At 53.5% G+C, this 21,190-nt stretch carries 20 protein-coding genes; 6 read left to right on the forward strand and 14 right to left on the reverse strand.

The genetic code is table 11. The features are described 5' to 3' along the window. Position 1: 1 nt before the first annotated feature. From ulaD to ulaA, 4 genes are read right to left on the reverse strand one after another with little or no spacing between them, the layout of a single operon-like run. Entirely contained in the window at positions 2-652 is a 651-nt protein-coding gene (gene ulaD, locus HED65_RS18190) for a 3-keto-L-gulonate-6-phosphate decarboxylase UlaD (RefSeq protein ID WP_114979637.1), read from the reverse strand. A gap of 12 nt (positions 653-664) precedes the next feature. After that, positions 665-1,132, reverse strand: coding sequence for a PTS ascorbate transporter subunit IIA (ulaC, locus tag HED65_RS18195; RefSeq protein ID WP_028016454.1), 468 nt, complete (start codon positions 1,130-1,132; stop codon positions 665-667). 9 nt (positions 1,133-1,141) lie between these two features. Continuing rightward, a complete protein-coding gene (gene ulaB, locus HED65_RS18200; RefSeq protein ID WP_003856022.1) occupies positions 1,142-1,447 on the reverse strand; it encodes a PTS ascorbate transporter subunit IIB in 306 nt (101 codons plus the stop codon). 12 nt (positions 1,448-1,459) lie between these two features. After that, positions 1,460-2,860, reverse strand: coding sequence for a PTS ascorbate transporter subunit IIC (gene ulaA / locus HED65_RS18205; protein WP_114979638.1), 1,401 nt, complete (start codon positions 2,858-2,860; stop codon positions 1,460-1,462). 357 nt (positions 2,861-3,217) lie between these two features. Between ulaA and ulaG the strand changes: the two genes are divergently transcribed. Then, positions 3,218-4,282 carry an L-ascorbate 6-phosphate lactonase gene (ulaG, locus tag HED65_RS18210; RefSeq protein ID WP_010427455.1) on the forward strand — a complete coding sequence of 355 codons (1,065 nt, stop codon included), beginning with the start codon at positions 3,218-3,220 and terminating at the stop codon, positions 4,280-4,282. 109 nt (positions 4,283-4,391) lie between these two features. Then, complete coding sequence (gene ulaR, locus HED65_RS18215; protein ID WP_114979639.1) at positions 4,392-5,147, forward strand: HTH-type transcriptional regulator UlaR; 756 nt, start codon at positions 4,392-4,394, stop codon at positions 5,145-5,147. Here ulaR and yjfP read toward each other — a convergent pair. Continuing rightward, on the reverse strand, positions 5,144-5,866 hold the full coding sequence (gene yjfP / locus HED65_RS18220; protein ID WP_114979640.1) for an esterase: 723 nt from the start codon (positions 5,864-5,866) through the stop codon (positions 5,144-5,146). The two genes, ulaR and yjfP, sit on opposite strands and share 4 nt — an antisense overlap. Positions 5,867-6,003: 137 nt before the next feature. Between yjfP and bsmA the strand changes: the two genes are divergently transcribed. The 3 genes from bsmA (at position 6,004) to HED65_RS18235 (ending at position 8,859) form a co-directional block, all read left to right on the forward strand. Continuing rightward, entirely contained in the window at positions 6,004-6,333 is a 330-nt protein-coding gene (gene bsmA / locus HED65_RS18225) for a biofilm peroxide resistance protein BsmA (protein WP_028016449.1), read from the forward strand. 136 nt (positions 6,334-6,469) lie between these two features. Next, complete coding sequence (gene yjfN / locus HED65_RS18230) at positions 6,470-6,757, forward strand: DUF1471 family protease activator YjfN (RefSeq protein WP_032666749.1); 288 nt, start codon at positions 6,470-6,472, stop codon at positions 6,755-6,757. A gap of 170 nt (positions 6,758-6,927) precedes the next feature. Beyond that, a complete protein-coding gene (locus tag HED65_RS18235) occupies positions 6,928-8,859 on the forward strand; it encodes a methyl-accepting chemotaxis protein (RefSeq protein ID WP_114979641.1) in 1,932 nt (643 codons plus the stop codon). Here HED65_RS18235 and HED65_RS18240 read toward each other — a convergent pair. Beyond that, entirely contained in the window at positions 8,856-10,478 is a 1,623-nt protein-coding gene (locus tag HED65_RS18240; protein ID WP_114979670.1) for an isovaleryl-CoA dehydrogenase, read from the reverse strand. The genes HED65_RS18235 and HED65_RS18240 overlap by 4 nt on opposite strands. Positions 10,479-10,679: 201 nt before the next feature. Here HED65_RS18240 and HED65_RS18245 point away from each other — a divergent pair, with 201 nt between their 5' ends. Continuing rightward, complete coding sequence (locus HED65_RS18245; protein WP_114979642.1) at positions 10,680-11,954, forward strand: MFS transporter; 1,275 nt, start codon at positions 10,680-10,682, stop codon at positions 11,952-11,954. A 41-nt stretch (positions 11,955-11,995) separates the two neighbouring features. Here the strand turns inward: HED65_RS18245 and rlmB are convergent, their stop codons facing one another. The 8 genes from rlmB to hflX all read right to left on the reverse strand — a co-directional run bounded on the left by rlmB (position 11,996) and on the right by hflX (position 21,173). Continuing rightward, positions 11,996-12,727 (reverse strand): 23S rRNA (guanosine(2251)-2'-O)-methyltransferase RlmB, encoded by a 732-nt coding sequence (rlmB, locus tag HED65_RS18250; RefSeq protein WP_023334255.1) that lies wholly within the window; start codon positions 12,725-12,727, stop codon positions 11,996-11,998. Between the two features lie 69 nt (positions 12,728-12,796). Beyond that, on the reverse strand, positions 12,797-15,238 hold the full coding sequence (rnr, locus tag HED65_RS18255) for a ribonuclease R (RefSeq protein ID WP_114979643.1): 2,442 nt from the start codon (positions 15,236-15,238) through the stop codon (positions 12,797-12,799). Positions 15,239-15,276: 38 nt separating this feature from the next. Continuing rightward, complete coding sequence (nsrR, locus tag HED65_RS18260; protein WP_023293453.1) at positions 15,277-15,702, reverse strand: nitric oxide-sensing transcriptional repressor NsrR; 426 nt, start codon at positions 15,700-15,702, stop codon at positions 15,277-15,279. A 192-nt stretch (positions 15,703-15,894) separates the two neighbouring features. Continuing rightward, positions 15,895-17,193: an adenylosuccinate synthase gene (locus HED65_RS18265; RefSeq protein WP_024907332.1), complete on the reverse strand. Its 1,299-nt coding sequence runs from the start codon at positions 17,191-17,193 to the stop codon at positions 15,895-15,897. Between the two features lie 104 nt (positions 17,194-17,297). Continuing rightward, the gene (locus HED65_RS18270) at positions 17,298-17,495 is read right to left on the reverse strand and encodes a DUF2065 domain-containing protein (RefSeq protein ID WP_010427497.1); all 198 of its coding nucleotides are present in this window, start codon (positions 17,493-17,495) and stop codon (positions 17,298-17,300) included. A gap of 71 nt (positions 17,496-17,566) precedes the next feature. After that, the gene (gene hflC / locus HED65_RS18275) at positions 17,567-18,571 is read right to left on the reverse strand and encodes a protease modulator HflC (RefSeq protein ID WP_114979644.1); all 1,005 of its coding nucleotides are present in this window, start codon (positions 18,569-18,571) and stop codon (positions 17,567-17,569) included. Between the two features lie 2 nt (positions 18,572-18,573). Continuing rightward, positions 18,574-19,836: an FtsH protease activity modulator HflK gene (gene hflK / locus HED65_RS18280; protein WP_028016441.1), complete on the reverse strand. Its 1,263-nt coding sequence runs from the start codon at positions 19,834-19,836 to the stop codon at positions 18,574-18,576. A 56-nt stretch (positions 19,837-19,892) separates the two neighbouring features. After that, positions 19,893-21,173 (reverse strand): ribosome rescue GTPase HflX, encoded by a 1,281-nt coding sequence (hflX, locus tag HED65_RS18285; RefSeq protein WP_028016440.1) that lies wholly within the window; start codon positions 21,171-21,173, stop codon positions 19,893-19,895. Positions 21,174-21,190: the final 17 nt, after the last annotated feature.

Here is a 21,190-nt window from a genome sequence, read left to right on the forward strand (position 1 = left end):
CTTAGCCCCAAAGCTGAGCGATGGAGCGTTTGAACTGACGCGCCGCTTCTACCGGGGAGGCAGCATCGCGGATGCTACGACCCGCAATAAAGACGTGAATTGGAATCCCCTTGAATAACGGCAGATCTTCCAGTGCCAGGCCGCCCGTAACGGTCACTTTGAAGTCCATATCAGCCAGACGTTTAATCGCACTGATATCCGCGTCACCCCAGGCCACGCCTGCGGCTTGAGCATCACGGCTACGGTGATAAACCACCTGCTGAATACCCGCATCACGCCACTCCTGTGCCTGCTCCCAGGTCCAGAAACCGGTCAGCTCAATCTGGACGTCGCCGTTAAACTCTTTTGCCACATCCAGCGCGCCTTTGGCGGTGTTGATATCTGCACAGCAAATCACGGTGACCCAGTCAGCATTCGCTTCAAAACACATACGGGAGAGAATTTTGCCGGCATCAGCAATCTTGGCATCCGCCAGCACGATTTTGTGCGGATAGAGCGCTTTCAGGTCACGAACAGCACGAACACCTTCGCCCACACACAAGATGGTTCCAACTTCGATGATATCCACTTCTTCTGCAATCAGACGGGTCGTTTCGTAAGCGTGGGACAGCGTCTGGTTATCCAGCGCAACCTGCAACATAGGTAATGACATTTTCAATTCCTCTTAAACTGCCGCCGCAGTGGCGATATCAATTAAATCCAGCACTTCCTGCTCGGTGCGGCAGGCACGTAAACGGTCGAAATTGGCCTCGTCATCAAACAGATTCACGATCTGCATGATGCCCACCTCCTGGTGGGTATTGGCATCAACAGCGGCCATGGTGATAAGAATGTCGACCGGGTCGTTATCTTCATGGTTAAACACCAGCGGTGTTTTCAGCGTCACCAGGGCAAAGCCGGTTTTCTTCACCCCCTCTTCCGGCCGGCCATGCGGCATGGCCAGGCCCGGTGCAATGACAAAGTAAGGGCCGTGCTGCGCAACGCCATCCAGAATGGCCTGGTAATAACGAGGCTCGACAACGTCAGCCTTAACCAGTAAATCCACGCTCAGCTTCACCGCTTCCTGCCAGGTACTGGCCTCAGCCTGTAAAAGGATGGAATTATTCTCTGCCAGAGAATCACGTAGTTTCATGTGGCGTCCTTACTTCACGTCTTGTGGAAAATGTTCTTTGATTACTTCCAACAGCTTGGGTCCGAAATCTGCCGGTGACAGCATGTTGCGTACACCCACGACATATTTATTGCCTGACACGCTAATTTCACCGGCGATGTGGGTAGAGGCGATAATGATGTCCGCGCCGTTCAGCTCACTTTTGTATTCACCCACTGCGCAGCTGTTCACCGTGTGGTCAATGTTTGACTGGGTTAAAAACTGGTCCACTTTCATCTTCATGATCATGGAGCTACCTTGCCCATTGCCACACACAGCCAGGATACGTACGGTCATAATCGAAACTCCTTAATGAGCAGACACTTCTGCTGTTTGTTTTTCCGCATCTTCTTCAGCTCGCAGAGTACGGCCAGCGAAGAACATATAAGCCAGAGCAATCAGAATGATGACGGCCATAAAGACCAGTCCGACGGATGCAAAACCCTGCATCATTGGTGGTGCCAGAATTGACCAGTCCGCCATGCCCATCCAGGCGCTCATACCGGTGAGCTTGACCGCCCACACACAACCGAAGATTTCCACCATGCCCATCACCAGGCAGATCTTGAGCGCCGCGCGCCAGCCACCAAAGTGGTTCGCAAAGACGCCGATGGTGGCGTTGGAGAAGAACATCGGGATAAAGCCAGGAATGATCAGAATCGAAGAGCCGCAACCCACCAGGATGCCAACCGCAATCAACTGGCCGATGGTGCCCCACATAAAGCCCCAGACCACCGCGTTCGGTGCGAAGCTGTAAATAGCCGCACAGTCAATCGCCAGTACTGCGCCAGGAATCAGGCGCTGGGAAATCCCGTTGAAGGCTTCAGACAGTTCAGCAACGAACATTCGCACGCCCTGAGTGATGATGAAAATCGCCACTGCGAAGGAGAAGCCGGTCTGCAGGATATAGACCGTCCAGTGGGTTTTCCCTGCCATCGCCTGCACCACGTCAATGCCGAAGGAGAGCAGAATGGCGCCGAAAAAGAGTGTCATCACAATCGCCGTAGAAACGATGTTGTCGTGGAAGATATTCAGCCAGCCAGGCAGCTTGAGATCTTCAACACTTTCCTCTTTTTTGCCCAAATATGGCGCAACTTTGTAAGCAATCCAGGAGGCAAACTGCTGCTGATGCCCAATGGAGAAGCCGCAGCCATCGGTCACTTCCTGTGTGGGCTTGTACATCATGTTGGAGGTGATACCCCAGTAGAGCGATACCAACACTGCGGTGCAGATAATCGTGGTCCACATTGGGTAACCGAAAATATAGAGGGAAACTGCAATCAGCCCAGCCTGCTGGAACATGATGTGTCCCGTCAGCATGATGGTGCGAATGCCTGTAATGCGGCGCAGAAGAACATAAATAATGTTCAGCGCCAGCGCGAGCAGCACCGCATAACCCACCCAACTATAGGCATCACCCATGCGTTCGATGGTCGCCATCATTGAGGCGTAGGTGTCAGAGATTGCACCGTTGATGCCATACACTTCCGACATTTTGGCCACTACAGGCTTAAACGTGCTGGTCAGAATGCCTGACCCTGCCTGCAACAGCATGAAGCCGATGATGGTCTTAATCGTGCCTTTAATAATGACGCTGACGCTCTTGCGCAGCAGGATATAACCCAGGCACGTCACGATACCCAGCAACAGCGGGGCGTTAGTCATTACCTGATTAAAGAACACGGTAAAGACGTTGTAGAGGATCTCCATAATTCTCTCCAGAAATGAGAACACGAGGGGCAATCCCTGTGTGGTTGGTGCCATCACTCTAGTAATCACAAATAATCACCACAAGATTGCATTTGATTATTTGTGACGTATCACGCAAATTATTTCCATGCTGTTAGTAATGATTTTCACCACCATCTAAAGAAAATAATTTAACCCTTATAATTCATGAAATTAATCATTTATACGAGATAGTCTAACAAGGCAAAAGCGGATAATCCGTGAAGCCAAGCAGATAAAATTCCTCATTTTTGCCGTTGCAAAGTACGTCAAATAGTGCCAGCATTAATCACAACAAATCATTAAATGATTACTTTTGATTAAACCAGGAGTCAAACGATGAGTAAAGTAAACACCATCACCCGCGAATCATGGATTCTGAGCACCTTTCCGGAATGGGGTAGCTGGCTGAACGAAGAGATCGAGCAGGAACAGGTTGCTCCTGGTACCTTTGCAATGTGGTGGCTGGGTTGCACCGGTATCTGGCTGAAATCAGAGGGTGGGGCGAACATTTGTGTCGATTTCTGGTGCGGTACGGGCAAACAGAGCCACGGTAACCCGTTGATGAAAAAAGGTCATCAGATGCAGCGCATGGCGGGTGTGGAAAAACTACAGCCGAACCTGCGTACAACACCTTTTGTGCTTGATCCGTTTGCTATTCGTCAGATCGACGCTGTTCTCTCAACGCACGATCACAACGATCACATCGACGTGAACGTAGCCGCAGCAGTCATGCAAAACTGTGCCGATGACGTCCCGTTTATCGGACCGCAGACCTGCGTGGATCTCTGGATTGGTTGGGGTGTCCCAAAAGAGCGCTGCATTGTCATGAAGCCGGGCGATGTGGTGAAAATTAAAGACATTGAAATCCATGCGCTTGATGCCTTTGACCGTACCGCACTGATTACTCTGCCTGCCGATCAGAAAGCCGCTGGGGTATTACCAGATGGCATGGACGAACGTGCGGTGAACTATCTGTTTAAAACCCCTGGCGGCTCTCTGTACCACAGCGGTGACTCTCACTACTCCAATTACTATGCGAAGCACGGTAATGAACATCAGATTGACGTGGCGCTGGGCTCCTACGGCGAGAACCCACGTGGCATCACTGACAAGATGACCAGCGCTGATATGCTGCGCATGGCGGAAGCGTTGAACACCAAAGTGGTGATCCCGTTCCACCATGATATCTGGTCAAATTTCCAGGCTGATCCACAGGAAATCCGCGTACTGTGGGAGATGAAAAAAGATCGTCTGAAGTATGGCTTCAAGCCATTCATCTGGCAGGTAGGGGGCAAATTCACCTGGCCACTGGACAAAGACAATCTCGAGTATCACTACCCGCGTGGCTTCGATGATTGCTTCACCATTGAACCCGACCTGCCGTTCAAGTCCTTCCTCTGATTGTGAAGCCAAATCGCCAGACCTCTGTCTGGCGATTTCATATTTATTTTAGTAATTTCATGCTATTTCAAATATTATCTTTTCAAATCAATTCTTATCGGAATAGCTCATGACGGAAGCGCAACGGCATCAAATTCTCCTGGAACTCCTGGCGCAAACAGGGTTTATCACCGTCGAGAAAGTGATCGAACGTTTAGGGATCTCCCCGGCAACGGCACGGCGGGACATCAATAAGTTGGATGAAAGCGGTAAACTGAAAAAGGTCCGCAACGGTGCGGAGGCGATCAGCCAGCAGCGCCCGCGCTGGACGCCGATGAATATTCATCAGGCGCAAAATCATGATGAAAAAGTACGTATTGCCAGAGCTGCGTCGCAGTTGGTGAATCCCGGTGAAAGTGTGGTGATCAACTGTGGCTCCACCGCGTTTCTGCTGGGCCGTGAAATGTGCGGCAAACCGGTGCAAATCATCACCAACTACTTACCGCTCGCCAACTATCTTATTGATCAGGAACATGACAGCGTCGTTATCATGGGCGGCCAGTACAACAAGAGTCAGTCCATCACTCTCAGCCCGCAGGACAGTGAAAACAGTCTCTATGCCGGGCACTGGATGTTCACCAGTGGCAAAGGCCTGACGGCAGATGGACTGTATAAAACCGATATGCTGACCGCGATGGCGGAACAAAACATGCTTAACGTTGTGGGCAAGCTCGTTGTGCTGGTCGACAGCAGCAAAGTGGGCGAGCGCGCAGGGATGTTATTCAGCCGTGCCGAACAGATCGACATGGTGATCACCGGCAAAGGGGCTAACCCAGAGATCCTCCAGAAACTGGAGGATCAAGGTGTGAAAGTCCTGCGCGTTTAAAGGTGCTGGCTGAAAAATGCCACCGTGGCATCCAGCGCTGTTGGCGTTATACGGTGGCGCACACCCGCTTCCCACAGGCAGGTCAGGTTGCTATCCAGTCCCTCGCGCTGCAGCGACTGTTGGAGACGGAAGGTTCCATCGGGCGGGACTACATCATCCGCGTCACCGTGCCACAGCAACAGCGGGCGATCGGCCAGACGCGGTAATGCCCGGGTCACTTCCCACTCTTCCAGTGTCGCGGTTATTTCCGTTAAGTCCTGAGGGGGAAAAAGCGTCTTCGCCAGCGAAGTAAAATAGCCCGAGCCCATCAGGCAGGCTACGGATTTCACCTCAGGATGATGTGTCATAATCCCCAGTGCCGTCATGCCCCCCATCGACGCTCCCGCCACGGCCAGACGATTATCAGCCACCAGTCCTGCCTCATAGAGCGCATCACGCAAGCCTGCAAACTCGGTCAGACTACCGTGCAGAATGTGCCAGAACTGCCCATGTCGCGCCTGTTCATTGCCCGTAAAGCGTGCGCCGTGGTCAGGTGCATCCGGCATCACCACCCGAAAGCCGGCCTGAGCCAGCGCCACCGCAAAATAACTGTAAACCAGCTTCGAAGACGTAAATCCATGATAAAAAACGATAACAGGCAGCGGTACATCACGTTTTCCCGCAGGTATCGCGTGTAAAATTTCATGGTCGCCGAGATGGCGTATTTCAATTTCAATCATTGTCGACCCTGTCCGAATGTATGATTCATAATGTTGAGAACTGGGTTACGCTTTCACGTCATTTTCATTCGAAATATACGTCCCAGATAACACTTCGGGAACATTCCCCCAAAACTAAATTCACAGACAACTACACTATGGCTATCAGGAAACGAGATATGGTTATGCGCAGGTTTGCTGCTTTATTGCTGGTGTCTCTGCTCAGTGGCTGTAACGCACTGCAGGGAACGCCGCAGCCCGCTCCACCGGTCGCTGATCATCCACAGGAGATTCGTCGTAATCAGACGGAAGGATTACAGCGAATGGGCACGGTTTCCGCGCTGGTTCGCGGCTCCCCGGATGATGCTGAAGAGGCAATAAAAGCACAAGCCGTCGCCGCCAAAGCAGATTATTACGTCATCATTATGATCGACGAAACCATCATAACGGGACAGTGGTACTCACAGGCAATTTTGTACCATAAGTAATGGTCTTCCTTTGAACGACATTTACACTGCTTTGCGTCCATAGACATTTTCCTGCCCACAATAAACTCCATGCCCGCGACAATGGAAGTGAGTTTATTTGCGAAGGATTGCCCGGCGGATACCGGAAATATGTGAAATGGAGCTGACGATGAAACGAACTCTTGCTTTGACCTCTCTGTTGCTCTCTGCAGGCCTTGTGAGCACAACCGCACAGTCAGCAGAATTCGCCAGTGCTGATTGTGTAACGGGTCTGAATGAAATAGGCCAGATCTCCGTGAATAATATATCGGGGAGCCCGCAAGACGTTGAACGTGTAGTTGCATTAAAGGCCGATGAGCAGGGCGCTTCCTGGTATCGAATCATCCAGATGCAGGAAGATAACCATGTCGACCATTGGCGCGTACAGGCCATTCTTTATGTTTAACCCCTCCCGATAAAAGCCACTTGTTTTTAGTGGCTTTTTGTTTTTGCAAATTTTTTACCTTGCAACAAACATATCAAAAACAATTAACTAACATTTAGTTACATTAATCTGGTAAATGTAATCTCTGCTCTGCCGTTGAAGAACCATACCTTTTCAATAATGAGCAATTTATGATCAATTCTTTTCGCCGTGCAGGTCTTGGTACGAAACTGTCACTGCTTACGGGTGTCAGTGTCGCCATACTGTTTCTGCTGTTCACTTTTCTGCTCAGTCAAAAAGCCAGCCAGCAGCTTGAAGAGCTTGCTGTCGAGGATCTGCATAACCAGTCCACTGGCATGGTCGATATGGTGCAGATGTTTAACACCAGCCTGAGTGAAGAGGTCGAGAGTTATACCCGACTGTTTTCCACCTTTTTACCGCAGCCACTGAATATTGATCATTCCCAACCCCAGACGATTAACGGGCTTAGCGTTCCGCTTCTGAAAGGCGGAGAAACCGGGCTGCATGAAAATAACACCCTTTCGGACGAGTTCCTGAACCGTACGGGAGCCATTTCGACGCTGTTTGTACGCAGTGGTAACGATTTTGTTCGCGTAGCCACTTCCCTGCGCAAAGAGAATGGCGAGCGGGCAATCGGTACTATTCTGGATGTCTCCAGCCCGGCCTTCGCTGCCGTAAGCAAAGGCGAAGTCTACCGTGGACTGGCGCTACTGTTCGGCAAGCGTTACATCACCCAGTACCAGCCCGTTAAAAACGCCGAAGGACAGATCATTGCGATCGTCTTTGTCGGGGTGGACATCACCCGCTCCTGGAATGTCATGCGTGAGAAAATCCTCAACCGCCGTCTGGGTGAAAGTGGTCACTTCTTTGTGCTGGATCGCAGCAACGGCAAAACACGCGGTCAGTATCTGTTCCACTCCAGCGAAGAGGGTCAGTTACCGACATGGGACAGTGCAACACAACAACAACTGCTGAGTGACAAACCTGGCACACTGGAACGTGTCACCGAGGACGGTCACACGCTGAAAATGGCCTATACCCCGCTACCAGGCTGGAACTGGACCATCGTCGGTGAAGTGGATAAATCCGTGCTGCTCTCAAGCGTGACCACTCTGCGTGACCGCTTCCTGCTGGCTGGCGTGGTGTTGTCTGTACTCTTCGCGGGTCTGTTTGTGATGATTATTCGTCGGATACTAACCCAACCGCTGCGAAATGTGATTCTTCTGGCTCGTCAGTATGCTGCGGGCGATCTGCGTTCCAGCCTTCCCGTGACACGCCAGGACGAGGTTGGTCAGTTGATTGATGCCATCAATGGTATCGGTGGCGGACTGCAAAAAATGGTTCTGCAGGTTCGCGAAGCTGCAGGTGAAATCCATATGGGGACGAACGCACTGGCCTCTGATACCGGCGAGATTTCCGAGCAGATCAACAAACAGGCCAGCAGCGTGGAAGAGACCTCCGCCAGCATGGAGCAGTTGGCCGCAACCGTACAGCAAAACGCGGCCAATATGGAGCAAACACAGCAACTAGTTAGTGAAACCTCGCTCGCGGTACATCAGGGTGGTGAGACAGTAACTCACGCGGTCGCCACCATGGATGACATCCGGGAAGCGTCAAAACGCATCGAAGACATCACGCGCGTGATTGAATCCATTGCTTTTCAGACCAATATTCTGGCGCTCAATGCTGCAGTAGAGGCGGCTCGTGCTGGTGAACACGGAAAAGGTTTTGCGGTGGTCGCGCAGGAAGTTCGCGCTCTGGCTGGCCGGAGCGCTAACGCAGTGAAGGAGATTGAACAGCTGATTGGCGACACGCTCAGGAAAGTGAGTGAAGGACACGCCCTGTCCGAACAGACGCGTCTGGCGATGGACTCCATCATCCTTCATATTGATAACATCAGCCAGCTGGTCATGGAGATTAACCACGCGTCACGCGAGCAATCCGCAGGAATCGGTCAGGTAAATCTTGCTATGACCCACATTGGCGAAGCTTCACATATCAATGCCGATCGCGTCTCACGCAGCGAACAAACTGCACAAACGCTGCGCGAGAAGGGTTCACACCTCACCCAACTGGTGAGCTTGTTCCAGCTGAAAAACTAACCAACCCTGCCAGTGGCACGCAGCAGCAGGTCACTTTGCACCTGCTCGTTCATCAGTGTCCCACCACGGGTATCAAGCATCATGCGGCACCACGCCTGCGCCACGGGTGGCGATGCGTGCCGCAGCATTTGACTCCCGGCACCCAGTAAGAAAAGCTGCTGCGCGATCTCCCGCCCCTGTGCCTCCTGAGGTTTACGCAGTTTTTGCTGAAGTTGCCGCCAGCTACGATCGAAGTGCCTGTCCTGCCCTTTCACCTGCGCAAAATCTTCGGCCAGCAGGTCAAAGATACCGGGCTGCTTCGCCAGTACGCGCAACACATCCAGGCACATAATATTGCCCGATCCTTCCCAGATGCTGTTTACCGGCATCTCGCGGTAGAGTCGTGGCAGTTCGTTCTCCTCGCAGTAGCCCATACCACCGAGGACCTCCATTGCTTCTGCCACAAAGGGAATACCTGCTTTGCACACGCTAAATTTCGCCGCAGGGGTGAATAACCGAGCCCAGGCGGCTTCTTGCGGATCCGCCCGTTTATCCCACGCCCGCGCCAGACGAAATAGCAGTGCAGTCTGCCCCTCCAGCACCAGGGCCATACGGCTCAGCACATCGCGCATCAAGGGTTGATCAATAAGGTTTTTCCCGAACGTCTGTCGCTGATGGGCGTGGTAAAGTGCCACTGATAACGCCCGACGCATCAGTCCGTGGCTGCCTAGCGCGCAGTCAAAACGCGTCAGCCCGCCCATTCTCAGGATCTGCCGCACACCTTCGCCCTCTTCCCCGAGCAGCCAGCCGGAGGCATCGAGAAACTCCACCTCGCTGCTGGCATTGGATCGGTTGCCGAGCTTGTCTTTCAGCCGCTCCAGACGCACAGCATTGCGTTGTCCGTCAGGCAAAAAACGGGGAACAAAGAAACAGGAGAGCCCACCTTTCGCCTGGGCCAGCACCAGATGCGCATCGCTTTGAGGCACCGAGAAAAACCATTTGTGCCCCACCAGCCGGTAGCTGCCATCACTGCATTTTTCTGCTTTGGTGGTGTTGCTGAGAACGTCGGATCCCCCCTGCTTTTCCGTCATCCCCATACCGATTAGCAGACCACGCTTTTGCGATCCTGGGGCAAGATGAGGATCGTAACGATCGCTGAGTAGCGGTGTCAGCCAGTCATGAAATATTTTGGGGAGCGTCTGCTGTAGCAATGGTGTCGCAGCAAAGGTCATGGTTATGGGACAAAGCGTGCCGGCTTCAACCTGCGCATGCAGAACAAACCGTGCGGCTCTGGCAACAAAGGAACCCTTTCGCGCCTCCTCTTCCCACGCCAGGTTGTGTACACGGTTGGCACAGAGCCCTTGCATCAGCAAGTGCCATGCGGGATGAAAACGGACATCATCCAGCCGTTCCCCGCTGGCATCATAGCGTAATAGCTCAGGCGGATTCACGTTCGCCAGCCTGCCCAGCTCCAGTGACTCTGCGGTGCCTAACTGCTGACCGATACTGGCGAGCAGCTCACTATCCCACTCGGCACCCTCACGGGAAACCGCGTCACGCAGGGCGCAGTCAGAGAGGAAAAGATTACTGTTTGAGAGTGGGGCTGGTTGATTAAAAACGGTATGGGTCTGCCAGTGCATGCTGTCTCCCTCCTTCAGTGGCTCAGTGGCAATGAAGATAAGTATGGACAGACCGTGTTCACGCTGCATGGGAGTGAAGTCACACAGTGGTGATCCTGCTGATATCATTCGTGAAATAGCTCACAGAACATAAGAATAAACTATTTCATCACTTCTCTTTTGTTGAATAATTTATTCTTACCCCATTCAGTGAGGATCGTTATGCAAGCAGATGCGCACAAGCGAGCATTAATTGCAGGCTCCATTGGTAACTTTATCGAGTGGTATGAGTTTGCGGTCTACGGTTTTCTGGCGACCGTTATTGCGAAAAACTTCTTCCAGCTTGAGGGGGAAGCGGGGCTAACCAGCCTGATCCTGACCTACGCCTCGTTTGCCATTGCTTTCTTTTTCCGTCCCCTGGGCGCGGTGGTATTTGGCCGCATCGGTGACAGGATTGGCCGTAAGCCGACGCTAATCATTGTGCTGGTATTGATGACGCTCGCTACCGCTGCTATCGGCGTGGTGCCGGTCTACGCCAGCATCGGGATTGCCGCACCGCTTATTATTACACTGCTTCGCATCCTGCAGGGGCTGTTCGCGGGCGGCGAGTACGGCGGTGCGGTCTCGCTGATGACGGAGTTTGCCCCGCGCGGCAAGCGCGGTCTGTACGGCGCGTGGCAATCCTTCACCGTGGCGCTGGGATTGCTGGCAGGCGCGGGTATTGTCGCGCTACTCTCCGCCCTCCTCACCCCTGAAGCTTTGCATGACTGGGGCTGGCGCATTCCGTTCTCCCTGGCGCTGCCCATGGGCGTCGTCGCACTATGGCTTCGGGTAAGCATGGAAGAGACACCCAGCTTTGTGCAGCAGCAGGACAAACCGGTCATCGCTCAGGCGGATACCGCTGCGACCCTCAGAGCTATCATAATGGGGATTGGCAGGGTGATGGTCTGGTCAGCTGCGGGGTATACCTATCTGGTGATAATGCCAACCTACCTGCAGTCAGCGCTGCACACCGGCTTTAACCAGGCGTTACTAATAGCGGTGATTTCGAATATTGGTTTTGCACTCACCATTATTCCCTCTGGGATCCTGAGCGACCGGATCGGGCGCCGCACGGTGATGATTATCGCCACCACGCTGCTGCTGATCCTCGCCCTGCCACTCCTGAAAATCCTGCAGGCCGAATCCAGTACGCTGGCAGTGAAAGCGCTGGTGGTATTGATTGCAGGCGGTCTGGTGGGAATGCTGGCAGGGCCAGGCCCGGCAATGCTCTCAGAGATGTTCCCAACGCGTGTACGTTATACCGGGCTTGGGCTGGCTTACTCTCTGTCGAATGCGATTTTCTCAGGCTGCGCAGGGTTGATTATTACCGGGCTGATTAAAGAGACAGGCAATCTGGATATTCCAGCGTACTACGTCATGACGACAGCAGTGGTGAGTATTGTGGCACTGATGACGCTCAGAAAGGATGACCATTTGCGGTCGTTAGAGGAGTGAGGTTAATGCCCGGTAGCGTTTCGCTTACCGGGCACAAAAGGCTAGCCTCGCTGACGCACCGCTTCAAACAGGCAGATACCCGTCGCAACAGAAACGTTCAGAGACGACACGCTGCCCGCCATCGGAATACTGATGAGCTCATCGCAGTGCTCGCGCGTCAGGCGACGCATACCTTCACCTTCCGCTCCCATCACCAGCGCCAAACGGCCAGTCATTTTGCTCTGATAGAGGGTATGGTCGGCTTCACCGGCGGTACCGACAATCCAGATATTCTCTTCCTGCAGCAGACGCATGGTGCGTGCCAGGTTGGTAACACGGATCAACGGAACGTTCTCTGCCGCGCCGCAGGCCACTTTTTTGGCCGTGGCGTTCAGCTGTGCAGAGCGATCTTTTGGCACGATGACCGCATGTACACCGGCAGCATCAGCACTACGCAGACATGCACCGAGGTTGTGCGGATCGGTAACGCCATCGAGGATCAGGAAAAATGGGTTATCCAGCTCGGCAATCAGATCCGGCAGATCGTTTTCCTGATACTGACGACCCGGCTTCACACGGGCAATGATCCCCTGGTGAACCGCGCCTTCACTTTTCTCATCCAGGAACTGGCGATTCGCCAGCTGGATCACCACACCCTGTGCTTCCAGGGCGTGGATCAGCGGCATCAGACGCTTGTCTTCACGCCCTTTCAGAATGAACACTTCCTGAAAACGCTCCGGTGCGCGCTCCAGCAGGGCTTGCACCGCGTGGATGCCGTAAATCATTTCACTCATTGATGGTTCTCATTATGACGATACTTTTCCCTCTCCCCGATAGGGAGAGGGTCAGGGTAAGGGGCGGAATTACTCCGCCTGCTTTTTCTTAGCCGCGCGCTTAGCTTTGGTAGCGGCGGCAATTTTCTGGGTCTTAGCAGAAGGCTTTTTCGCTGAGCGAGCTTCTTTCTTCGCTGCCTTCGGTTTCTTTTTCTTCTCGCCACGGAAGGCGCTATCTGGCTCGAAGTTCACTTTCTTACCCGCCTGACGACGTTTGCCGCTGGCGTTACCGTTGCCACCTTTTTTCGCCTTCTCACGCGCCGTTTTACCCACATTACGTGGGCCACGCTCGCTGGAGATCAGGCTGAAGTCGATCTTGCGCTCGTCCATATTGACCGCTTCAACCTTCACTTCCACGCGATCTCCCAGACGATAGGTCTGACCGCCGGATTCGCCAATGAGGCGCTGCCCGACCTGGTCAAAACGGTAGTAGTCGTTATCCAGGCTGGAGACATGCACCAGGCCGTCGATAAACAGCTCATCGAGACGAACAAAGAAACCAAAACCGGTCACACTGGCGATCACACCTTTGAACACGTTACCGACCTGATCCAGCATAAAGTCGCACTTCAGCCAGTCAGAAACTTCACGGGTCGCTTCATCCGCGCGGCGTTCAGTCATGGAACAATGCTGACCCAGTTGCAGCATCTCTTCCATCGAATAGTGATAGCCACCGGTTTCAGTCGTCTTCCCTTTATGACCCTGCTCCTGCGCCAGCAAATATTTGATTGCACGGTGCAGGGAAAGGTCCGGGTAACGACGAATTGGCGACGTAAAGTGTGCGTAGGACTGCAACGCCAGACCGAAGTGCCCACGGTTTTCCGGATCGTAAATCGCCTGTTTCATGGAGCGCAATAGCATGGTCTGCAGCATTTCTGCATCCGGACGGTCGCCAATGGATTCCAGCAGCTCGGCATAATCACGCGGCTCAGGCTTGTTACCACCTGGCAGCTCCAGACCCAGTTCAGCCAGTACTGAACGGAACGCGGTAATGGCTTCCGTCGACGGTTTATCGTGAATACGGAACAGCGCAGGTTCTTTAGCTTTCTCAACAAAACGTGCCGCCGAGATGTTCGCCAGGATCATACACTCTTCGATCAGCTTGTGCGCGTCGTTACGCTGGGTCTGTTCGATACGTTCAATGCGACGTTCCGCGTTGAAGATAAACTTCGCCTCTTCGCTCTCAAAGGAGATCCCGCCGCGCTCTTCGCGCGCCTGATCCAGCGTTTTGTAGAGGTTATGCAGCTCTTCAATGTGTTTCACCAGCGGCGCATATTGTTCGCGCAGATCCTGGTCGCCCTGCAGCATATGCCAGACTTTGGTATAGGTCAGGCGCGCATGTGAGCTCATGACTGCTTCGTAGAATTTGTAACCTGTTAAGCGCCCTTTGGTGGAGATGGTCATCTCACAAACCATACAGAGGCGGTCAACCTGCGGGTTCAGGGAGCACAGACCGTTAGAGAGCACTTCCGGCAGCATCGGCACGACCTGTGACGGGAAGTAAACCGAGGTACCGCGGTTGCGCGCTTCGTTATCCAGCGGGGTATGCGGGCGAACATAGTAGCTCACATCCGCGATGGCAACCCACAGACGCCAGCCGCCACCGCGTTTTTTCTCGCAGTACACGGCATCATCGAAGTCGCGGGCATCTTCGCCATCAATCGTCACCAGCGGCAGATCGCGCAGATCCACGCGGCCAGCTTTAGACTCTTCAGGCACTTCTTCACGAAGGCCTTCAATTTGTTCTTCAACCGCTTTCGGCCAGATGTACGGGATCTCATGGGTACGCAGCGCCATATCAACAGCCATGCCGGTGCCCATGTTATCGCCCAGTACTTCCACGATTTTCCCGACCGCTTTAGTGCGACGGGTAGGACGCTGGGTGAGCTCAACCACCACCACAAAGCCCATGCGCGCGCCCATAACCTCTTCAGGTGGGATCAGGATATCAAAACTCAGACGGCTATCGTCCGGCACCACAAAGCCGACACCAGCGTCGGTAAAGTAGCGGCCAACAATCTGGCTGGTTTTTGGCACCAGCACACGCACCACGCGAGCTTCGCGGCGACCTTTACGGTCAGCGCCCAGCGGCTGGGCCAGGATCTGGTCACCGTGGATACACATTTTCATCTGTTCAGATGAAAGGTACAGATCGTCTTTACGGCCTTCCACGCGCAGGAAGCCATAGCCGTCGCGGTGACCAATGACGGTTCCTTTCAGCAGATCAAGGCGTTCTGGCAGCGCATAGCACTGACGGCGGGTAAAGACCAGTTGCCCGTCACGCTCCATGGCGCGCAGGCGACGGCGAAGGGCTTCAATTTGCTCTTCACCTTCAATATTTAATTCAACAGCAAGTTCTTCACGATTGGCGGGTTTTTCGCGTTTTGTTAAGTGTTCAATGATGAACTCGCGGCTGGGGATAGGGTTCGCGTATTTTTCGGCTTCGCGTTCCTGGAATGGATCTTGCGACATGTCGGTTCCTCCGTTGTCAGCTCCGGTGGAAATTTTCTTCATTCCACCAGCAATAATTTATAAAGCGGTTGATTCTCTTCAACCAAATCGGCCAGCGTGTAGTTATCCAGTTCCTTGAGAAAACTTTGCACGGCCTTAGAAAGCGCCTTTTTCAGACGGCAAGCGGGCGTAATGTGGCAGAACTCGCTGCTGCAGTTCACCAGAGACAATGGCTCCAGCTCACGTACCACATCGCCAACACGAATACTCTGCGCCGGTTTACCGAGACGGATCCCCCCATTCTTCCCGCGAACGGCAGCAACATATCCGGCACGACTAAGTTGATTGATTATTTTGACCATATGATTACGAGACACGCCGTAGACCTCTGTCACTTCAGAGATACTGGTCATTTTCCCATCGGGTAACGACGCCATGTAGATCAGCGCGCGTAAGCCGTAATCGGTGAAACTTGTTAACTGCACATCAACCTCAGGAAAAAAGGAAAACGCGGATAGACCGCAAAGTGATTCATTAATGATGATAAACCAGCCAGATAGTTAGCGGCTAATTTATTTGACAGACGGGGCTAAAAAGCGGAGATCAAGGAGCGGTCGCCGGATGGCGGTACGCTTATCCGGCCTACGGGTCACCCCGCAGGCCAGCAGTCACGAAGATTATGCGTCGAACGGGTCGCGCAGAATCATCGTTTCAGTACGATCCGGGCCGGTAGAAATAATATCGATCGGCACTTCGGTCAGTTCTTCAATACGCTTGATGTAATCCAGCGCCGCCTGTGGCAGGCCACTACGTTCTTTCACGCCGAAAGTGGTCTCAGACCAGCCGGGCATGGTTTCGTAGATTGGCTCGATGCCTTCCCAGTCGTCAGCCGCCAGCGGAGTGGTGGTCACTTCGCGGCCATCTGGCATACGGTAGCCTACGCAGATTTTCACTTCTTTCAGGCCGTCCAGTACGTCCAGCTTGGTCAGGCAGAAGCCAGACAGGGAGTTGATCTGCACTGCGCGACGCACTGCAACCGCATCCAGCCAACCGGTACGACGACGACGACCGGTGGTCGCGCCAAACTCGTTACCTTGCTTGCACAGGAACTCGCCGGTTTCATCAAACAGTTCGGTCGGGAATGGACCTGCACCCACGCGAGTGGAGTAAGCTTTGATGATACCCAGAACGTAATCCACATAACGTGGGCCCAGGCCAGAGCCGGTTGCCACGCCACCTGCGGTGGTGTTAGAAGAGGTCACGTACGGATAGGTACCGTGGTCGATGTCCAGCAGCGTACCCTGCGCACCTTCAAACATGACGAAATCGCCACGCTTGCGCGCCTGGTCCAGCAAATCAGATACATCAACAACCATACCGGTCAGGATGTCAGCAATCGCCATGACGTCATCCAGTACTTTCTGGTAGTCAACGGCATCCGCTTTATAGAAGTTCACCAGCTGGAAGTTGTGATATTCCATCACTTCTTTCAGTTTTTCAGCGAAGGTTGCTTTGTCGAAGAGGTCACCCACGCGCAGACCGCGACGAGCTACTTTGTCTTCGTAAGCCGGGCCGATACCACGACCGGTGGTACCGATCGCTTTTGCGCCACGCGCTTTTTCACGCGCAACGTCCAGTGCCACGTGATAATCCAGGATCAGCGGGCAGGCTTCGGAGAGCAGCAGACGCTCACGAACAGGGATACCACGGTCTTCCAGACCTTTCATCTCTTTCATCAGCGCAGCCGGAGACAGCACAACGCCGTTACCGATGATGCTGGTGACGTTATCACGAAGAATGCCTGATGGAATAAGATGGAGGACGGTTTTTTCACCGTTGATTACGAGAGTATGGCCTGCGTTGTGACCGCCCTGGTAGCGTACAACATATTTAGCCCGTTCAGTCAGAAGATCAACAATCTTCCCTTTACCTTCGTCACCCCATTGGGTGCCCAGTACGACGACGTTGTTACCCATTTTTTTCAAAATCACCGTTTGCTTAAAAATGGATTCTACCATCGCTTTTTCAGATATACAGCACTTTTTGACCTCAAAATACGCCAAATCCGACCACTTTTTGATCAGCCAATCGTTTTCTTCAACATGTAGTAGATCACGATGCCAGCAACCACAAGACCACCGCCAAAACGACGCAAAATATTATCCGGGAGCTGGCTCATCGTCGCAATCATACGACGCCATGCGCGCGGATAAAGCATAGGGCCAAGACCTTCCAGCACTAACACCAGCGCCAGCGCGAGCCAAATGGTTGAATTCATTTTTATTCCTTATAAAAGAAAACCACCGCTCCGTGAAGAGCGGTGGTTTGAATACTCAAACGGGCTTGAGTTTATCGCGTCGCGTTGGTCGGCGTCTTCATATAACGGAAGAAATCGCTGTCCGGGCTGAGGACCATCACATCCTGGTTACTCTGGAAGCTATTCTCGTAAGCTCGCAGGCTACGGATAAAGGCGTAGAAGTCCGGATCCTGGCTGAAGGCATCTGCAAACAGCTTCGCGGCTTCTGCATCACCTTCACCGCGCAGAATACGTCCCTGACGCTCAGATTCCGCCAGTGTCTTGGTGACTTCGTAGTCCGCTGCAGCGCGCAGCTTCTCAGCCTCTTCCTGGCCCTGTGAACGGTGACGACGGGCGACCGCTTCACGCTCAGCGCGCATACGGTTGTAGATCGCCTCGGACACTTCCGCTGGCAGGTTGATCTGCTTAATACGCACGTCAACCACTTCAATACCGAGTGCCGCCATACTGTTCGGGTTGATCACCGGCACTTTGCCGTTGGTTTCAGCCTGAACACGTTCCGCCGCTTTAGCAATCGCATCATCAGCTGCCGGTGTTGAGACTTCGTCTTCTGTTCCTGCGGTACCGGAGTTCAGCGCATCACGCACTTCCAGCGTCAGACGACCACGGGAGTCGGTGACGATGTCTTTCACATCCAGGCGACCAATCTCAGAACGCAGACGGTCAGAGAACTTACGTTTCAACAGCACTTCTGCCTGAGAAACATCGCCACCGCCTGTCGCCAGGAAGTAACGGCTGAAATCACTGATACGCCACTTGATGTAAGAGTCAACGATCAGGTCTTTCTTCTCTTTGGTCACGAAACGGTCAGCCTGGTTATCCATAGTCTGGATACGGGCATCAAGCGTTTTCACCGACTGAATGAAAGGCACTTTGAAGTGCAGGCCCGGCTCATAGATCACCGGACGCTTGTCGCTATCACGGACGACGCTGCTGAACTGGAATTTGATCCCTCGTTCACCCTCTTTCACAACGAAAATAGAGGTGTAAAGCACGACCAGTACGATGATGATGATCGCAATAACTGACTTACGCATCCTTATTCCCCCTGACGCTGGTAGTCGTTACGCTGCGCGTTAGCACGGCGTTGGTCCATGATGTCACCATCGTTCGAAGAAGGCGTGGTTGTTGCGCTTGAGCTACTGGACGACGCAGGTGGCAGACGCAGCAGGTTGTTGGAACCGCTGGTGTCAGCTTTCGCCGCCGGAGCCGAACCGCCTTTCAGCATCTGGTCCAGTGGCAGTACCATCAGGTTTCCGCCTTTGTTGTCGTTAACCAGCACTTTACGCGTGTGGCTCAGCACTTTTTCCATGGTCTCGATATAGAGACGTTCACGGGTAATTTCCGGAGCCGCTTTATATTCCGGCAGAATTTTCGCGAAACGCGCCACTTCACCCTGTGCTTCCAAGATGGTCTGGGTTTTATATGCGCGAGCTTCTTCAAGAATACGCTGCGCCTGGCCGTTAGCACGTGGCTGAACTTCGTTGGTGTACGCTTCCGCTTCACGGATGTACTGCTGTTCGTTTTCACGGGCAGCAATCGCGTCATCAAACGCCGCTTTCACCTCTTCCGGCGGACGAGCAGCCTGGAAGTTGACGTCCAGCAGGGTAATACCCATGTTGTACGGGCGAATGGTCTCTTCCAGCTCACGCTGGGTATCGCTACGAATAACGGTACGACCTTCGGTCAGGATGCGATCCATGGTGTATTTACCGATAACACCACGCAGGGCGCTGTCGGTTGCCTGACGCAGGCTGTCATCGGCGCTGGTCACGCTAAACAGATAACGTTCAGGATCGGTTACACGGTACTGCACGTTCATTTCAACGCGCACCACGTTCTCATCAGACGTCAGCATCACACCAGACGCCGCCAGTTCACGGACAGATTCCACGTTTACCGCGGTAACGTCGTCAATGAAGGTCGGTTTCCAGTTAAGACCTGGCTCCACCAGATGACTGAACTTACCGAAACGGGTGACGACACCGCGTTCCGCTTCTTTAATGGTGTAGAACCCGGTGGCTGCCCAGATGATCACCGCCGCAGCGGCAACAATGCCCACCACGCGGCCACCCATTTGCGGGCGCGGCCCCTGGGTAGAATTTCCACCCGAACCAGAACCTTTACCTCCGCCAAGGCCACCAAGCTTTTTGCTCAGCTTGCGGAAGATATCATCCAGATCCGGCGGCCCCTGCTCGCGACCACCTTTGTTGCCATTTCCCCCAGAGTTGCCGCCTTGATTATTGCTGCTTCCCCACGGGTCGCGGTCTTGTCCGTTGTTACCGGGCTGATTCCACGCCATGTATATGCTCCATATTTGTTATGCAAGGGCGAATTATTCAGGCATCCCCTTTCTGATCAGACGATATAGTCGACCAGCGCAGGTTCTTGTTTACAGAGGCGACGCCAGTCAACGATCGGCATACGCACCTGCATCCCCACGCTGCCGTCATCCTCCATCCACTCTTTTTCTATCGCCTGAAGCTGATAAAACCGGCTGCGCAGCCTGCCTTCCTGTGGCGGCAATCGCAGCGTGTGCTGAGCTACCTCACCGGAAAGACGTTCTGTCAAAGCCTGGAAAAGCAGTGGCACACCAATACCGGACTGGGCAGAAAGCCAGACCCGAATCGGTTTGTTCTCTTCATCTCGATCAATGCGCGGCTCGAAATCCTCCAGCATATCGATCTTGTTCATCACCAACAGCGTTGGGATCTCGTGGGCATCAATCTCTTCGAGCACCACGTTTACCGCGTCGATGTTCTCCTGTACACGAACATCAGCCGCATCAATCACGTGCACCAGCAGGGTCGCCTGTCGCGTCTCCTGCAGGGTGGCTTTAAACGCCGCCACCAGGTCATGCGGCAGATGACGGATAAACCCTACGGTATCCGCCAGCACTGTTTCACCCACATCGGCGACGTCAATACGACGTAACGTTGGGTCCAGGGTCGCAAACAACTGGTCTGCGGCATAAACCTGGGCCTCAGTAATCTGGTTAAACAGGGTGGATTTACCGGCGTTGGTATACCCCACCAGCGACACCGTTGGGATGTCGGCTTTTGAGCGCGCACGACGACCTTGCTCACGCTGTTTCTCAACGCGTTCCAGACGTGAGAGGATCTGGGTAATACGGCCACGCAGCAAACGACGGTCGGTTTCGAGCTGGGTTTCACCCGGACCGCGTAAACCAATCCCGCCTTTCTGTCTCTCAAGGTGGGTCCAGCCGCGCACAAGCCGCGTTGCCAGATGGCGCAACTGCGCCAGCTCAACCTGCAACTTACCTTCATGGGTACGCGCACGTTGAGCAAAAATATCTAAAATCAAACCCGTGCGATCGATAACACGGCATTCGCAAAGCGCTTCCAGGTTACGTTCCTGGGCCGGAGACAGCGCATGATCAAACAACACAACTGAAGCGCCAGTTGCTTTTACGGCATCCGCAATTTCAACTGCTTTACCTTCACCAACAAAATACTTTGGGTGCGGCGCTTTACGGCTACCGGTAATCACCTGCATTGCTTCGACACCGGCGGAAGAGACCAGAGATTCAAACTCCTGGAGATCTTCCATATCTTTGTCTTGCGAAAAATAGATGTGTACCAGCACCGCCTGCTCACCGGCATCATAACGGTCAAACAAGCGTAAACCTCTCTAAA

The organism is Pantoea sp. LS15 (assembly GCF_012241585.1).
Lineage (GTDB): Bacteria > Pseudomonadota > Gammaproteobacteria > Enterobacterales > Enterobacteriaceae > Enterobacter.

Bases quoted from the DNA above. Each gene is read 5' to 3' on its own strand.
- ulaD (WP_114979637.1), bottom strand. From the start codon at position 652: ATGTCATTACCTATGTTGCAGGTTGCGCTGGATAACCAGACGCTGTCC.
- ulaC (WP_028016454.1), bottom strand. From the start codon at position 1,132: ATGAAACTACGTGATTCTCTGGCAGAGAATAATTCCATCCTTTTACAG.
- ulaB (WP_003856022.1), bottom strand. From the start codon at position 1,447: ATGACCGTACGTATCCTGGCTGTGTGTGGCAATGGGCAAGGTAGCTCC.
- ulaA (WP_114979638.1), bottom strand. From the start codon at position 2,860: ATGGAGATCCTCTACAACGTCTTTACCGTGTTCTTTAATCAGGTAATG.
- ulaG (WP_010427455.1), top strand. From the start codon at position 3,218: ATGAGTAAAGTAAACACCATCACCCGCGAATCATGGATTCTGAGCACC.
- ulaR (WP_114979639.1), top strand. From the start codon at position 4,392: ATGACGGAAGCGCAACGGCATCAAATTCTCCTGGAACTCCTGGCGCAA.
- yjfP (WP_114979640.1), bottom strand. From the start codon at position 5,866: ATGATTGAAATTGAAATACGCCATCTCGGCGACCATGAAATTTTACAC.
- bsmA (WP_028016449.1), top strand. From the start codon at position 6,004: ATGGCTATCAGGAAACGAGATATGGTTATGCGCAGGTTTGCTGCTTTA.
- yjfN (WP_032666749.1), top strand. From the start codon at position 6,470: ATGGAGCTGACGATGAAACGAACTCTTGCTTTGACCTCTCTGTTGCTC.
- HED65_RS18235 (WP_114979641.1), top strand. From the start codon at position 6,928: ATGATCAATTCTTTTCGCCGTGCAGGTCTTGGTACGAAACTGTCACTG.
- HED65_RS18240 (WP_114979670.1), bottom strand. From the start codon at position 10,478: ATGCACTGGCAGACCCATACCGTTTTTAATCAACCAGCCCCACTCTCA.
- HED65_RS18245 (WP_114979642.1), top strand. From the start codon at position 10,680: ATGCAAGCAGATGCGCACAAGCGAGCATTAATTGCAGGCTCCATTGGT.
- rlmB (WP_023334255.1), bottom strand. From the start codon at position 12,727: ATGAGTGAAATGATTTACGGCATCCACGCGGTGCAAGCCCTGCTGGAG.
- rnr (WP_114979643.1), bottom strand. From the start codon at position 15,238: ATGTCGCAAGATCCATTCCAGGAACGCGAAGCCGAAAAATACGCGAAC.
- HED65_RS18265 (WP_024907332.1), bottom strand. From the start codon at position 17,193: ATGGGTAACAACGTCGTCGTACTGGGCACCCAATGGGGTGACGAAGGT.
- HED65_RS18270 (WP_010427497.1), bottom strand. From the start codon at position 17,495: ATGAATTCAACCATTTGGCTCGCGCTGGCGCTGGTGTTAGTGCTGGAA.
- hflC (WP_114979644.1), bottom strand. From the start codon at position 18,571: ATGCGTAAGTCAGTTATTGCGATCATCATCATCGTACTGGTCGTGCTT.
- hflK (WP_028016441.1), bottom strand. From the start codon at position 19,836: ATGGCGTGGAATCAGCCCGGTAACAACGGACAAGACCGCGACCCGTGG.